The following is a 15,486-nucleotide window of genomic DNA, read 5'->3' as shown; positions in this document are numbered from 1 at the left end:
TGAAGCTATTTCGTGTAATCCACATAATCCACGGCGCCATTTTACTGAAGCAGAACTTGATAATTTAGCACAATCAATTCGTCAGCACGGTGTTGTTCAACCTGTTATTGTAAGACCTTCACGGGAGTATCCTCAGCGGTTTGAACTCATTGCTGGTGAACGGCGATGGCGTGCTGCACAGCGTGCTCATTTAAGTCAATTGCCAGTAATTATTCGCGATGTTGATGATAAAACAGCTTTAGAATTGGCAATTATTGAAAATGTTCAGCGTGCCGATCTTAATCCTATTGAAGAAGCAATGGGATATGAACTTTTGCTAAATGAACATGGTTATACGCAAGTAGATTTGGCCCAGGTTATTGGAAAAAGTCGAAGTCATGTTGCAAATACGCTTCGTTTGTTAAAATTGCCAGAAAAAGTACAACAATTTTTAACTGATGGTCAACTCTCTGCTGGTCATGCGCGTTGTCTTATAACCGTCGATAATCCACAGGATTTGGCCGAAAAAATTATTCGTGAAGGTCTTTCTGTGCGTCAAACTGAAGTACTTGCCTATGAACAGGCTAACCCGAAGGTCAAAAAACGAACCTCTGTAGAAAAAGATGCGGAAACTAAATCTTTAGAAAAGTTGCTTGCAGATGTCATCGGAATGAAAGTTATTATTAGGCATGGGAAAAAAGGTGGTGATTTAAAAATACACTACTCTTCATTAGAACAATTAGATGATATTTGTCGGCGTTTGCAAAGCTAATCAATTGTTCAAAATAAAAAAGTCCTTTTAACAATCGTCTCTTAAGATTTTAATTATTCTGTACATATTTTTTTTAGCAAATTCAATATTGCTTAAAGGTATAATGTTTTGTTTATGAGCAGAAATTTCTTCGTTTGTAAGGATATTTAGTGTTGCTTGAAGTGCTAAGTGACCAACAACAAAATCTTTCAGTGTGAGGTCATTTTTTCTTAAAATATTTACAAGTTTTGGTTTACGAGAAATATAAGCGATATATCCTTCAATACACTCGTCATGAGTGGGTGGATCATTTTCGATCTTAGCTGTTTCTGGTTCTGGAGATAAATTGTCACATTCTTTTCCTATCTTCTCCAACTTTAAAAGAAAATCTTCTGTTAAAGGATAATTCGCAACAAGGGGTGATAGAGAAGAATGATTATCTGTTTCTTTTTTTATTTCTTGAGCATATAACACAAAGGAGAAAAGGAACAGAAAACATAATACAAATCTAAACATGATTTTTTAAATATCCTTTCTTTTCCCAATTTCAGCTAAGACTTCTTTATTTGTGTTTTTTTGCAGAGATAGTGAAAATAAAAGTAATTATGAGGAATGCTAAAAACACGGTGATTTTAAAATATACTATTCTTTATTAGAATAATAATGGGATGATATTTGTCGATACCTCAGAATTGATAAATTCATCCAAAATGAGCTCTTCATAGCTACTTAGAAGAGTGGTTGTCTTAGATGTTTTTTACAAATTTAAAATTGTTTGGAGATAGAATATTTTTCTGAGGTGAAAACTCTTTTTCGAATGTAAATGCAAGGAGTATCGATATTTCTGTAAGCATTAAGGTATCAGCAGCAAAATCTTTAGATCTTAGGTTGTTTTTTCCAAAAGGCTCATGATTCTTAGTTTGTTAGAAATAGAGGAAGTGTCGTTTTCAATTCTAAAGCGAAGATGAACGCCATACGTGCTAGGATCGTTTTTTCTATTGATTATTTTTGAATCTGGAGAGAGATTTTTATATTTTTTTCCCATTTTCTCTGGCTTTAAAAGGAAATATCCTGTTAAGGGATCATTTGCAAAGAGAGGCGATGGAGGAAAGAGATTATCTGTCTTTTTATTTAGTATATGATGCAAAAGAAAAAAGGAATAGAAAGCATAATGCAAATCTAAATATGATTAAAAATTATCCTTTTTTTTCCGAATTTCAGCAAAGACTTCTTCATCTGTTGCATCTTCCATAGCAAGATTTTTTCTGATCGTATGATCATCCCAACGAAGAAAAGGATTTGTTGCTTTTTCTTGACCTAAAGTGACAGGGAGAGTCATGGCATTTTTTGTGTGCAATAAAAAAACATCTTCTGCTCTTTGTTGAAGTTTTTGATTCTGTGGATCAAGCATCAATGCGAAAAGAGCATTGTTTTTGGTATATTCATGGCCACAATAAAGAAGTGTTTCATCGGGAAGTTGACGAAGCTTTTTTAAAGAATACAGCATTTGTGCTGGTGTTCCTTCAAAAAGGCGTCCACAGCCAAGTGAAAAAAGCGTATCTCCAGCAAAGAGGAGTTTTTTTTCAGGAACGTAATAAGATAAGGCGCCTAGTGTATGACCAGGTGTTGAAAGCGCTAAAATTGTTTGACTGCCAAAGAAAAAGCTTTCGTCAGGCTGAAGTGTTTTATCAAGGTGACGAATTTTTTCTTTTTCTGCCTCTGGTCCAATAACAATAGTCTTATAAACTTGTTTTAACTCTGCTAGTGCCTCTACATGGTCGTGATGATGGTGTGTTACAAAAACAGTCTGAAGTGTCCAATTACGGCGTTTTAAAGCATTATGGATAGCTTTACTTTCAGGAGCATCAATAGCGGCTGTATAGCCGCTTTTTTCATCATGAATGAGTACACCGAAATTATCTTCTCGACAGATGAACTGTTCAATCAACATGCCTTTTCTCCACGAACAGTGTACAGCAATAAATCTACATGATTTATAATGATGAATGCATTTTGTTTAGGAATCAGATTTGTCCTTTTCTGGAAAAAGTCCCTGTGAATGTTTTAATATAAGAGGCATTTGGGTAAGCATGAAAATAACTGTTATAGGCATCACACCAAATACCTTAAAACTCGTCCAAAAATTATCGCTAAAATTGCGCCAAATGATCTCATTCAAAAGAGCAAGAAAAACGAAAAAAAATGCCCAACGATAGGTCAATTTTTGCCATCCTAAATCATCGAGTGTTAAAGTAGAATCAAGCGCATAACGCAACAGTGGTTTTTTAAAAAACATGCCACCAAAAAGAATAACAGCAAATAAACTATTAATGATTGTTGGTTTCATTTTAATGAAGGTATCATTATGAAGCCAGAGCGTTAGAAAGCCAAAAACGAGAACAAACACTCCTGAAATAAGAGGCATAATAGGAATTTGTCTTGCAAGGATCCATGATAAGCTTAGAGAAATAATAATCGCTACCATAAAAATAGCTGTTGCTGGAAAAATGGGTTTGCTAAAATTTTGAAAAAGTTCAATGTTTTTTATCAACCATTCTCCCTTATAATTGGCAAAAAAGAAGGCGACCAATGGTCCCATTTCTAAGAGAAACTTAAATGTTGGTGAGAGAGGCGTTTTTTTATTGTTGTTCATATTTTTCTCAGAATTATTGTGTAGATTAGGGTTCGTTAAAGGTTGTTTCATACATGTTTTCCTACAATAGTTTCGGCAAAGTCAGAAGCAGAAAAGGGTTGAAGGTCTTCAATATTCTCCCCTACACCGATAAAATAAATAGGTAATTTATATTTTGCTGCGATCGCAACAAGAATTCCTCCCCTTGCGCTACCATCAAGCTTTGTCATGACTAAACCGTTAACACCGGCAATATCGCGGAAAATATCTACTTGATTAAGCGCATTTTGCCCAGTGGTGGCATCTAGTGTTTGAAGAACTGTATGGGGCGCTTGGGGAGTATGTTTCTTCAAAACACGGATAATTTTTGCCAATTCATCCATCAATTCAGTTTTATTTTGTAGACGTCCAGCGGTATCAATAATCAAAACATCACTGTTTGCTTTTTTTGCTTTTTCATAAGCATCAAACGCTAAACTTGCCGCGTCTGCTCCTAGTTTGGTGGAAATAACAGGAGAACCTGTGCGTTCACCCCAAATATGCAATTGTTCAATAGCTGCGGCGCGGAATGTATCACCAGCAGCGAGCGTGACTTTTAGTCCTCCTGCGGTAAGTTTTGCTGCAATTTTTCCAATGGTTGTTGTTTTTCCTGTACCATTTACACCCACTAGTAAAATAACATGAGGCTTATGATTAAGATCAAGTTCTAATGGAATTGCAACAGGTTCCAAGACTTTTTTGATTTCGTCTGCCATAATGGTGTGAATGTCATCTGGAGATAAATTTTTCTCGTAACGACTAGAAGCTAAATTATCCGTAATACGTGTAGCCGTTTCAATACCAAGATCTGCTTGAATCAGAATATCTTCCAGCTCTTGCAATGTATCTTCATTAAGTTTTCCTTTAACAAAGAGATCACTAATTGATCCGCTTAATCGTTGTGAAGAAAGAGCTAACCCCTTTTTTAGGCGTCCAAACCATGGCGTTTTTTTCTGTTCAATAGAAGATACAGGAGAAAACTCTTCAATTTTCTTCTCATGCACTGTATCCGTGACAATAACCTTTCCAGAAAGGGGAATTTTTTTAGAATCTTCTTCAAAAGACAGAGTTTTCTCATCATATTTTGCAGATATTATATTTTGACTTTCTTTTTGTTCTGCTTTTTCTTTATTTATACCTATAGAGAACTGTTCGTTTTTTGTGTTTTCACTTTCTTTTACGCCATCATTCTCATAAGAAGGTGAAATCTGTTCTTTTTTTCCTTCTTCAGATTTTTTAAAAGAAAATATTTTTTTAATAAAAGATTTTGTCATAAGGATTTCCTGCTCAAGCTGCATTTAATTTTGGAAGGACAGCAATCAATTTATTGCTATCGTGGTCAACAATAAGGGCTTGAACAATTGTTCCAGCTTTTGCACCTTTAATTTGTGTTAGAGTATAATCTTCTGTTCGTCCAATTTCATCTTTTTCAACGAGAATTGTTTGTTGGCTATTTTGTAAACGAGAAAGATGTTTTTGATAAGCTTCCTCTCCTACTTCGCGTAACCGTTGTGCACGCATCTTGATTATTTTACGATTGATTTGCGGCATTCGTGCGGCAGGTGTCCCTTCTCTTGGACTAAAAGGAAAAACGTGGAGATGTGTTAAATGACAATCATTCACCAAAGCGAGGCTATTTTGGAACATCTCTTCTGTTTCGGTGGGAAAACCTGCAATTAAATCTGCACCATAAACCATTGTGGGACGTTTGGAGCGCAATTCTTGGCAAAATTGAATTGCATGTTCACGCAAATGACGGCGTTTCATTCTTTTTAAAATCATATTATCACCGGCTTGCAAGGACAAATGTAAATGCGGCATAATCCTTGCTTCATAGGCTAAAAGATTGATAAGTTCTTCATCTGCTTCAATGGAGTCAATTGATGAAAGGCGTAATCGAGGCAAATCAGGAACATGATGCAAAATGGCAGAAGTTAATTTCCCTAAAGTCGCTTTTCCAGGTAGATCGTGACCATAGCTTGTCAGATCAACACCTGTTAAAACCACTTCTTGAATACCATTATCTATAAGCTGTTTAATCTGTTCAATGACAGCTCCCATGGGGACTGAACGTGATGGTCCGCGTCCATAAGGGATAATGCAAAATGTACAGCGATGATCGCATCCATTTTGCACTTGTACAAAGGCACGTGTGCGTTCTTCCATCGCACTTACCATATGTGGAGCAATTTTTTGCACTTCCATGATGTCATTTATACGCAACTTTTCGGAATGGTTGATGCCAAAATCAGGAAGTTGACGATAAGAATGCGCGTGGAGCTTATCTTCATTGCCTAAAACAAGATCCACTTCTGTCATGGAGGCAAAATTTTGTCCTTCTGTTTGAGCTGCACATCCTGTGACAATAATACGGGCATGAGGATTTTCACGTCTTGCTTTTCGGATAGCCTGTTTTGCTTGTCGCACAGCTTCAGCCGTGACAGCACAAGTATTAAAAATAATAGCACCATCTTTAAGCTGATCTAATCCTGAAGAAGTACTTTCTTTGCGGATAATTTCCGATTCGTAGCTGTTTAATCGACAACCAAATGTTACAATTTCTATAGCCATCAAAAGTGATCCTTTTTATAGTTTCCTGTTAAAGGATTTAAAAAACCACTAAATTCATATTTGATTGGACCCGTCATGATAATATGATTGTCTTCTCTATAAAAGATATTAAGTTTTCCCCCTGGTAAATTCACATCGATATGGCGGTTTGTAAGTCCACGTCGATAAGAAGCTACCGCACTTGCACAAGCAGCACTCCCACATGCTTGTGTTAATCCAGCGCCTCGTTCCCATGTGCGTAAATTTAGGCTTTTCTTTGACACAACATGCGCAATGGAAATATTGCACCGTTCTGGAAAAAGAGGATCATGTTCAAGTTTTGGTCCATATTTTTCTAAGGGAAAATGTTGAATATCACTCTCAATAAAAAATATAGCGTGGAGATTGCCAATGGATACAAGGCTTGCATCTTTTAGGGGACCAGCAGTAATATTGACGTGGTTGGTATCCACTATTTCACGTGAAACAGGCATATCTTTTGCGTTGAAATTTGGGCATCCCATGTCAACAGAAATGAGGTTGTCGGCTTGGCGTTTGCCTGCAATAATTCCAGCAGGGGTTTCTAAGCGAAAAGCTTCCCCCAAATTGTGATCTATAAGCCATGCAATGACACAACGGGTACCGTTTCCGCAAGCTTTAGCCATTGAGCCGTCAGCATTCCATATTTCAAGGCGGAAATCAGCTTCTTGTTGGGTTGCCTTGTGAAGTGCCATAATTTGATCAAAACGCGTTTCATGATCTGCTGCTAGAGCGAGGATTGCTTGTGGTGTGAAAGCATCTTCGCTGTCACGTAGATCAACAACAATAATTTGATTTCCAAGACCGTTCATTTTGCTGAATGGTATTTTCATGAAATTTCTCTATTTTATTGATTGCCCACAAAAGATATATGACTGAAAGTCTTATAAATTTCTAGTGCTTAATAGATATAAAACGAGTGGAGAAATTATTTATTGTTTTAAATAGGCAATTTTCATCCTGTTTTTTTTATTTTATTAACGTATCTTTGTAAAATGCCATATAACAAATGTTCACTCATTGAGTGAGCTTATTTATTGTCGTGGGAAAGAGTATAAATATGTCATTTTCAAAAATTTCATTTTTCATTGCACTATCAACAGTTACATTTTTAGGGGGATGTTTAACGTCGCGGTTTGACAGTAATGATAGTAACAACACATTAGAAGTTTTTTATCCACTTCAACCAATAGAAACAGAAGTGGTGCCTGATATATCATCTTCTTCATCAGCTGTTGAAGCCGCAGATGCTTCAATGTATGAGAAAGGAGATTCTCAGAGTGATGGACGAATGGCTAGCCTTGAATTGCCAAGCAGTGCCGTTGATTTGTTTCCTGCAAGTATTGCTGGGGTGTGGAATCTTTCTATGGGGGGCAAAGTTTGTAGAATTGCAACGCCACAAACAAAATTTGGACAAGGATACCGCGCCGGGCCTTTACATTGTCCAGGAATCATTTCTCAAGTAAAATCGTGGTCTGTTAAAGGGAAAAGATTATACTTCTATAATAATTCAGGACGCGTTATTGTTGCTCTCCACTCTTCTCATGTGGATCGTTTTGAAGGACGTACACTTGATGATCGCCCGGTTGTTTTAAGCCGCTAGAGTGTTTTTGGTCATTTTGAAAATAAGAAATAGATGTACAAGTTTGTGAAAAAACATCTGTTTTATAAAAATAATTTTGAAAAAGGTTGTTTTTATGACTTTGGTTTCAATGCGTTATAAAGAGCTGGTCTCAAAGGGAGAAATCAATTTGGATCCAGCTCAATTGGCTTTGACAGAGTATTTTGATCAATTGTTACACAAAATTGCTGAGAAAAAAATTTCCCACTCCCTAGCTTTTTGGCATTTTTTCAAGAGAAAAAAACAATCTTTATCCTGTGTTTCAAAACAAGATGAGGGGGATGCTTCCTTTCAGGGACTGTATATTTATGGTGAAGTAGGACGAGGCAAAACTATGCTGATGGATTTGTTCTTTTCTTGTTTGCCGCAAGAGCGTAAAAAACGCGCCCATTTTAATGATTTTATGACCGATATACATGAGCGTATTAATGTTTATCGTCAAGCTTCAATACATAAGAAAGTTGGACAAGATAATCCTATCTTAGCGGTTGCTGAAGATCTTGCACAAGAAGCTAGAGTGCTTTGTTTTGATGAATTTAGTGTTACGGATATTGCTGATGCAATGGTGCTTGGTCGCCTTGTTGCCGCTTTGTTTGATAAAGGAATTTTCTTTGTTGCAACTTCAAATGTTGCTCCTGATAATCTTTATTATAACGGTTTAAACCGAGAGCTCTTTTTGCCTTTTATTCAAGTTTTGAAAACACATGTTCGCGTTGTTAATCTTGATGCAAAGACAGATTATCGGCTTGAAAAATCAAATCTACAACATGTGTATATAACACCATTAGGGAAACAAGCAGATGAATATATGAATCAAGCTTGGGTATTAGTGCTGCAAGGGCACAAAGAAACATCTGCTGAACTTTCTATAAGAGGGCGTCTTATCTCAATTCCTCGTGTTGGCGCAGGTTGTGCACGCTTTGATTATCGAGATTTATGTGCAAAGCCTTTGGCAGCGGCTGAGTATTTAGCATTAGGAGAGCGTTACCATACGATTTTTGTCGATAATGTACCGGTGATGGATGATACATATCGTAATGAAACAAAACGATTTATTTTACTTATTGATGTTCTTTATGAACGCCATATAAGATTATTTATGTCAGCAGCAGCAAAACTTGAGGATTTATATAAGGGACATGCACAGACGTCCGAAACTTTTGAATTTCAGAGAACGCAATCGCGTCTTTTTGAAATGCAAAGTCAAGATTATTTAAAAGTTTGGGCAGAACGTTTTCTTCTTTAAGGGAAAAGCTGATTATCGTTTTACTTTTTGAATTTAAAAGAAGTGTAATAATTCTATTGTATTTTTTAAAAATTCACTTTATCGGTACATTTATAGTAATTTTCTAATAGTATGTTTCCGTGGAGGATTGTGGCTTCTATAAAGTAAAGAAGTTTAGTGAATTTCAGATTTTTTCTTTTGAAGACATTGTTGAAATGTAGCTAAAAGCAGAAAAATATTTAATATACCGGCGCGGCTTAAGTATATGCTGCGTTTTCTAAAGTTAGGAAAAATAAAATGGCACGGAAAAAAATAGCTCTCGTTGGTTCGGGTATGATCGGTGGTACTCTAGCACATATAATTGGGCTTAAAGAGCTTGGTGATGTTGTCTTATTTGATATTGCAGAAGGTATGCCGCAGGGAAAGGCTCTTGATATTGCTGAATCTTCACCTGTTGATGGTTTTGATGTCAGTTTAAAAGGTGCAAATGCTTATGAGGCAATTGAGGGGGCCGATGTTGTTATTGTAACAGCAGGTGTTGCCCGTAAGCCAGGTATGAGCCGTGATGACCTTCTCGGCATTAATTTAAAGGTCATGGAACAGGTTGGTGTTGGGATTAAAAGATACGCGCCTTCAGCGTTTGTTATTTGTATTACTAATCCCCTTGATGCAATGGTATGGGCATTGCAGAAATTTTCGGGTCTTCCCGTACATAAAGTGGTTGGTATGGCTGGTGTCCTTGATTCGGCACGTTTTCGTTATTTCTTGTCTGAGGAGTTTAAGGTCTCTGTTAAAGATGTGAGCGCGTTTGTTTTAGGAGGACACGGTGATTCAATGGTGCCTTTGGTGCGCTATTCAACGGTTGGTGGTATTTCTTTGCCCGATCTCGTGAAGATGGGTTGGACTACACAAGAAAGAATTGATCAAATTATCCAACGTACCCGCGATGGTGGTGCAGAAATTGTTAGTTTGTTAAAAACAGGTTCTGCTTTTTATGCACCGGCTGCTTCTGCTGTTTCTATGGCTGAAGCCTATTTGAAGGATACTAAGCGTGTTTTACCTGTTGCAGCTTATCTTTCAGGGGAATACGGAGTTAATGATACCTATGTTGGTGTTCCTGTCGTGCTTGGAGCGGGCGGTGTTGAGAGAGTCATTGAAATTGAGCTTGATAAAGAGGAAAAAAGTGCGTTTGAATATTCAGTGAATGCGGTTCAGAAGCTGTGTGAAGCTTGTATCGCTCTTGCGCCTGCTCTCAAATAAATTGAGTAAGATTCTGTTCCTTAAAATTAGAGTATTTAAAATATTAGTATTTGAAGATTAGTTAAAGTAATTCATAAAAGAAAAGGACAAATGCATGAATATCCATGAATATCAGGCCAAACGTCTGCTTCATGAATATGGAGCACCAATCGCAAATGGTGTTGCTGTTTATTCTGTAGAGCAAGCTGAAAAATGGGCAAAGAAGTTGCCTGGACCTCTCTATGTGGTGAAAAGTCAGATACATGCTGGTGGCCGTGGTAAAGGTAAGTTTAAAGAACTTGGCCCTGATGCAAAAGGTGGTGTTCGGCTTGCAAAATCCGTTGAAGAAGTTGTCGCATATGCTCAAGAAATGCTTGGTAAAACTTTGGTAACCAAACAAACTGGTCCAGAGGGTAAACAAGTCAATCGTCTTTATATTGAGGATGGTGCCGATATCGAGCGAGAGCTTTATCTTTCGCTTTTGGTTGATCGTAGTGTTGGTCGAGTGGCTTTTGTGGTTTCAACAGAAGGTGGAATGGATATTGAAACAGTCGCTGAAGAAACTCCAGAAAAAATATTAACTCTACCCATTGATGCTACACAAGGCGTTACCTCTGATGATTGTGCAAGGCTTTGTGATGCATTAGAATTGCAAGGGTGTGCAAGAGAAGATGGGGAAAAGCTTTTTCCCATTCTCTATAAGGTGTTTTGCGAAAAAGATATGAGCCTTCTTGAAATCAATCCCCTTATTGTGATGAAAGATAGTCATTTGCGCGTTCTGGATGCAAAAGTTTCTTTTGATAATAATGCCCTGTTTCGTCATTCAGATATTTTGGAATTGCGTGATACTTCTGAAGAAGATCCCAAAGAGATTGAAGCATCAAAACATGATCTTGCTTATGTCGCTCTTGAGGGTACAATTGGCTGTATGGTCAATGGTGCGGGGCTTGCTATGGCAACAATGGATATCATTAAGCTCTATGGCGCAGAACCAGCAAACTTCCTCGATGTTGGTGGTGGAGCTTCAAAAGAAAAAGTAACTGCTGCTTTTAAAATTATTACTGCTGATCCCAATGTTAAAGGGATTTTGGTCAATATTTTTGGTGGTATTATGCGTTGCGATGTCATTGCTGAGGGTGTGGTTGCTGCCGTTCGCGAGGTTGGTTTAAAAGTTCCTTTGGTTGTTCGTCTTGAAGGTACAAATGTTGAGCAAGGTAAAGCAATTATCAGTGACAGTGGTTTGAACGTTATTCCCGCTGATGATTTAGATGATGCTGCTCAAAAAATTGTTGCAGCCGTAAAGGGAGCTTAAACAATGTCAATTCTTGTGAATAAAGATACAAAAGTTCTGGTTCAAGGGCTTACAGGAAAAACAGGAACATTCCATACAGAACAAGCGCTCGCTTATTACGGCACGCAAATGGTCGGTGGTGTCAATCCTAAAAAGGGTGGTGAAACATGGGAAGGCTCTCAAGGCGAAACCTTGCCTATTTTTGCTAGTGTTGCAGAAGGAAAAGAAAAGACAGGTGCTGATGCTTCGGTTATTTATGTTCCTCCTGCGGGAGCCGCGGCGGCTATTATAGAAGCTATTGATGCTGAGATCCGTTTGATTATCTGTATTACCGAAGGCATTCCTGTTATGGATATGGTGAAAGTAAAGGCAAGATTAGAAAATTCACAATCGCGTCTTATTGGTCCTAATTGTCCTGGTATTCTTACACCAAATGAATGCAAAATCGGTATCATGCCTGGTTCTATTTTTAGAAAAGGCTCTGTTGGGGTTGTTTCACGGTCAGGAACCCTAACCTATGAAGCAGTTTTTCAAACAAGTCATGAAGGACTTGGACAGACAACAGCTATTGGTATAGGTGGCGATCCTGTTAAGGGTACAGAATTTATTGATGTACTGGAAATGTTTTTGGCAGATGATGAAACGCAATCTATTGTTATGATTGGTGAAATTGGTGGGTCTGCTGAAGAAGAAGCAGCGCAGTTCCTCAAAGATGAAGCAAGAAAGGGTCGCAAAAAACCAGTAGTTGGTTTTATTGCTGGTCGTACAGCACCTCCAGGACGCACAATGGGGCATGCTGGTGCTGTTATCTCGGGTGGAAAAGGTGGAGCAGAAGATAAAATTGCTGCAATGGAAGCTGCTGGGATTCAGGTTTCTCCTTCACCCTCAACGATAGGTAAAACCTTGATGTCGGTTTTGAAGGGCTAAGAGAAAACTTCATTTGAATAAGGGTATATATATCTTATTTAGATGAAGCGTTAGATGGAAAAAGGTGAGAGCTTTTTTGAACTTTCTGATTTTCATTTGTTTTGCAAGCGCTTAAAGGTCGGAAAAAGATATAAGGAGACGGAATAAATGTTCCGGAGAAATATATGGCAAGGCACGACGAGATAAATAGTCTTTTTGCACAAACGTCGTTTCTGTATGGTGGAAATGCGGATTACATAGATCAACTTTATGCCGAATATGAAAAAGATCCCAGCAGTGTAGATTCACAGTGGCGTACCTTCTTTGAAAATCTGCATGATAAAAAAGAAGATGTTCTCAAAAATGCTGAAGGGGCGACATGGCAACGTGATCATTGGCCGTTAAAGGCAAATAGTGAACTCGTCTCTGCTCTCGATGGTGATTGGTCTGTTCTTGAAAAACAGGTTGGTGATAAATTAAAGGAAAAAGCAGCAACAGATGCTGCGCGAAAAGGAATAGTCTCTAGCGAACAAGATATTATTCAAGCAACGCGTGATTCTGTTTATGCGCTGAGGATGATTCGTGCTTTTCGCACACGGGGGCATCTTCGTGCAAAGCTTGATCCCCTTCAATTGGCAGAAAAACTTGAGGACTATAAAGAACTTTCTCCAGAAGCTTACGGTTTTACTCCTGCTGATTATGAGCGGCCCATTTTTATTGATAATGTTTTGGGTTTGGAATACGCAACTATCCCGCAAATGCTTGAGATTCTCAATCGTACCTATTGTTCAACAATTGGTGTGGAATATATGCATATTTCTGATCCTGCTCAAAAGGCGTGGCTTCAAGAGCGTATTGAAGGACCAGATAAGCGTGTTGCTTTCTCACAGGATGGCAAAAAAGCGATCCTTAACAAGCTTATTGAGGCAGAAGGATTCGAACAGTTTTTAGATATAAAATATAAAGGAACAAAGCGTTTTGGACTTGATGGTGGTGAAGCACTGATTCCTGCTCTTGAACAAATTATTAAATGCGGGAGTGCTTTGGGAGTGCAGGAAGTTGTTTTAGGAATGGCTCATCGTGGTCGTTTAAATGTTCTTTCCCAAGTTCTTGCAAAACCACATCGGGCTATCTTTCACGAATTTAAAGGAGGGTCTTATAAGCCTGATGATGTAGAGGGGTCTGGTGATGTCAAATATCATTTGGGAACTTCAGCCGATCTTGAATTTGATGGTAAAAAAATTCATTTATCGCTTTTGGCAAATCCATCTCACCTTGAGATTGTTAATCCGGTGGTGATTGGAAAGGCGCGTGCTAAGCAAGATCAACTTGTGGGGCGTATGCATATGGATGCACTCCCATTAAATGAACGCTCAAAGGTTTTGCCATTGCTTATTCATGGTGATGCTTCCTTTGCAGGGCAGGGGGTTATTCAGGAAACTTTTGGTCTTTCAGGTCTTAAGGGTTACAATGTTGCTGGTTCTGTTCACGTGATTGTGAATAATCAGATTGGTTTTACAACAGATCCGCGTTTTTTGCGCTCTTCACCTTATCCATCCGATGTCGCAAAAATGATCGATGCGCCTATTTTCCATGTGAATGGTGATGATCCTGAGGCGGTGGTCTTTGTTGCGAAAGTGGCAACAGAATTTCGTCAAATTTTCCATAAGCCGGTGGTGATTGATATGTTCTGTTATCGTCGTTATGGGCATAATGAAGGTGATGAACCTTCCTTTACACAGCCGCTTATGTATAAGGCTATCCGTAATCACAAAACGACTCTTCAACTTTATAGCGACCAGTTGGTAGCAGAGGGGGTGCTCGCTCTAGAAGAGATTGAACAGAAAAAAAAGCATTGGCGGGATAAGCTTGAAGCTGAACTTGAAGCAAGTGCTTCTTATAAGCCAAATAAAGCAGATTGGCTTGATGGAAGCTGGACTGGTCTTAAAGCTTCAACCAGTGCTGATGAACAACAGTGTGGCGCGACGGGAGTTGAATTAAAAACTTTACAGGAAATTGGTAAGAAACTTGTCGAGATTCCAGAAGATTTTCATGTTCATAAAACAATTCAACGTTTTTTAAGCAATCGTGCTAAAATCTTTGAAACCGGTGAGGGCGTTGATTGGGCAACCGCTGAAGCTCTCGCTTTTGGCTCGCTTTGCTTAGAAGGGGCGCCGGTACGTCTTTCCGGTGAGGATGTTGAACGGGGAACTTTTTCACAACGTCATTCTGTTCTTTACGACCAAGAAAATGAAGCGCGTTATATTCCTTTAAATAATTTGCAAAAGGGACAAGCTCTTTATGAGGTTGTTAATTCTATGCTTTCTGAAGAAGCTGTTCTTGGTTTCGAATATGGATATTCCCTTGCTGAGCCGCGAGGATTAACGCTTTGGGAAGCACAATTTGGTGATTTTTCTAATGGCGCGCAAGTTGTTTTTGACCAATTTATTTCATCTGCTGAACGTAAGTGGCTTCGTATGTCTGGTCTTGTTTGTTTGTTGCCTCATGGTCTAGAAGGGCAAGGACCAGAACATTCTTCAGCACGTTTGGAACGTTTTCTGCAACTTTGTGCGGAAGATAATATGCAGGTTGCAAATTGTACAACGCCTGCAAATTATTTTCATATTTTGCGTCGGCAGATTAAACGTGACTTCCGTAAGCCATTGATCTTAATGACGCCGAAATCACTCTTGCGTCATAAGAGAGCAGTTTCTTTCCTCAGTGAAATGGCACCAGAAACGAATTTTCACCGCTTGTTGCTTGATGATGCGGAAAGACTCAAAGATTCTGTTATTAAATTGCAAAAAGACAATAAAATTCGTCGTGTCGTCCTTTGTACGGGAAAAGTTTATTACGATCTTTATGAAGAACGTGAGAAAAGAGGTGTTGATGATGTCTATTTGCTTCGTGTTGAACAGCTTTATCCTTTTCCTGCGAAAGCCTTGGTGGATGTGTTGTCACGCTTTTTGCAGGCAGAAATTGTTTGGTGCCAAGAGGAACCAAAGAATATGGGGGCTTGGTCATTTATTGAGCCTTATTTAGAATGGGTTTTGACGCATATTAATGCGCAATATTCACGTGCACGTTATGCAGGGCGTCCTGCAAGTGCATCACCGGCCTCTGGGTTGATGGTGAAACATCTAGAACAGCTTGCTGCGTTCCTTGAAGACGCATTAGGCTCTTAAATTTATGACTACTCTGATGTATGGAAAAA

Annotated in this window: 13 protein-coding genes; 7 read left to right on the top strand and 6 right to left on the bottom strand. The window is 38.5% G+C overall.

Features of this window, described 5'->3' with window-relative positions:
- Positions 1–751, top strand: a 751-nt coding sequence (locus tag FS875_RS01110) for a ParB/RepB/Spo0J family partition protein (protein ID WP_144751828.1), incomplete at its 5' end; no start/stop codon positions are given.
- A 27-nt stretch (positions 752–778) separates the two neighbouring features.
- Here the strand turns inward: FS875_RS01110 and FS875_RS01105 are convergent.
- The 6 genes from FS875_RS01105 to dapF all read right to left on the bottom strand — a co-directional run bounded on the left by FS875_RS01105 (position 779) and on the right by dapF (position 6,823).
- Positions 779–1,204, bottom strand: coding sequence for a hypothetical protein (locus FS875_RS01105; RefSeq protein WP_342778844.1), 426 nt, complete (start codon positions 1,202–1,204; stop codon positions 779–781).
- Between the two features lie 715 nt (positions 1,205–1,919).
- Positions 1,920–2,681 (bottom strand): hydroxyacylglutathione hydrolase, encoded by a 762-nt coding sequence (gene gloB, locus FS875_RS01100; RefSeq protein WP_144751822.1) that lies wholly within the window; start codon positions 2,679–2,681, stop codon positions 1,920–1,922.
- Positions 2,682–2,747: 66 nt separating this feature from the next.
- The gene (locus FS875_RS01095; RefSeq protein ID WP_144751819.1) at positions 2,748–3,434 is read right to left on the bottom strand and encodes a septation protein A; all 687 of its coding nucleotides are present in this window, start codon (positions 3,432–3,434) and stop codon (positions 2,748–2,750) included.
- Positions 3,431–4,675, bottom strand: coding sequence for a signal recognition particle-docking protein FtsY (gene ftsY / locus FS875_RS01090; protein WP_144751816.1), 1,245 nt, complete (start codon positions 4,673–4,675; stop codon positions 3,431–3,433). Before ftsY ends, FS875_RS01095 begins: the two co-directional genes overlap by 4 nt.
- A gap of 13 nt (positions 4,676–4,688) precedes the next feature.
- Positions 4,689–5,972, bottom strand: a complete 1,284-nt coding sequence (gene mtaB / locus FS875_RS01085; protein WP_144751813.1) for a tRNA (N(6)-L-threonylcarbamoyladenosine(37)-C(2))-methylthiotransferase MtaB — start codon at positions 5,970–5,972, stop codon at positions 4,689–4,691.
- Positions 5,972–6,823 (bottom strand): diaminopimelate epimerase, encoded by an 852-nt coding sequence (gene dapF / locus FS875_RS01080; protein WP_144751810.1) that lies wholly within the window; start codon positions 6,821–6,823, stop codon positions 5,972–5,974. The genes mtaB and dapF overlap by 1 nt, the downstream gene beginning before the upstream one ends.
- Before the next feature lie 227 nt (positions 6,824–7,050).
- Between dapF and FS875_RS01075 the strand changes: the two genes are divergently transcribed.
- From FS875_RS01075 to FS875_RS01050, 6 genes are all read left to right on the top strand, one after another.
- The gene (locus tag FS875_RS01075) at positions 7,051–7,593 is read left to right on the top strand and encodes an AprI/Inh family metalloprotease inhibitor (RefSeq protein ID WP_144751807.1); all 543 of its coding nucleotides are present in this window, start codon (positions 7,051–7,053) and stop codon (positions 7,591–7,593) included.
- A gap of 94 nt (positions 7,594–7,687) precedes the next feature.
- Positions 7,688–8,857, top strand: a complete 1,170-nt coding sequence (zapE, locus tag FS875_RS01070; RefSeq protein WP_144751804.1) for a cell division protein ZapE — start codon at positions 7,688–7,690, stop codon at positions 8,855–8,857.
- Positions 8,858–9,133: 276 nt separating this feature from the next.
- Complete coding sequence (gene mdh, locus FS875_RS01065) at positions 9,134–10,096, top strand: malate dehydrogenase (RefSeq protein WP_144751801.1); 963 nt, start codon at positions 9,134–9,136, stop codon at positions 10,094–10,096.
- A gap of 94 nt (positions 10,097–10,190) precedes the next feature.
- Positions 10,191–11,387 (top strand): ADP-forming succinate--CoA ligase subunit beta, encoded by a 1,197-nt coding sequence (gene sucC, locus FS875_RS01060; RefSeq protein WP_144751798.1) that lies wholly within the window; start codon positions 10,191–10,193, stop codon positions 11,385–11,387.
- A 3-nt stretch (positions 11,388–11,390) separates the two neighbouring features.
- Positions 11,391–12,293, top strand: a complete 903-nt coding sequence (sucD, locus tag FS875_RS01055; RefSeq protein ID WP_144751796.1) for a succinate--CoA ligase subunit alpha — start codon at positions 11,391–11,393, stop codon at positions 12,291–12,293.
- 164 nt (positions 12,294–12,457) lie between these two features.
- On the top strand, positions 12,458–15,457 hold the full coding sequence (locus FS875_RS01050; protein WP_144751793.1) for a 2-oxoglutarate dehydrogenase E1 component: 3,000 nt from the start codon (positions 12,458–12,460) through the stop codon (positions 15,455–15,457).
- Positions 15,458–15,486: the final 29 nt, after the last annotated feature.

Source organism: Bartonella saheliensis, assembly GCF_902162175.1.
This window is presented reverse-complemented; position numbering and strand designations above follow the sequence as displayed.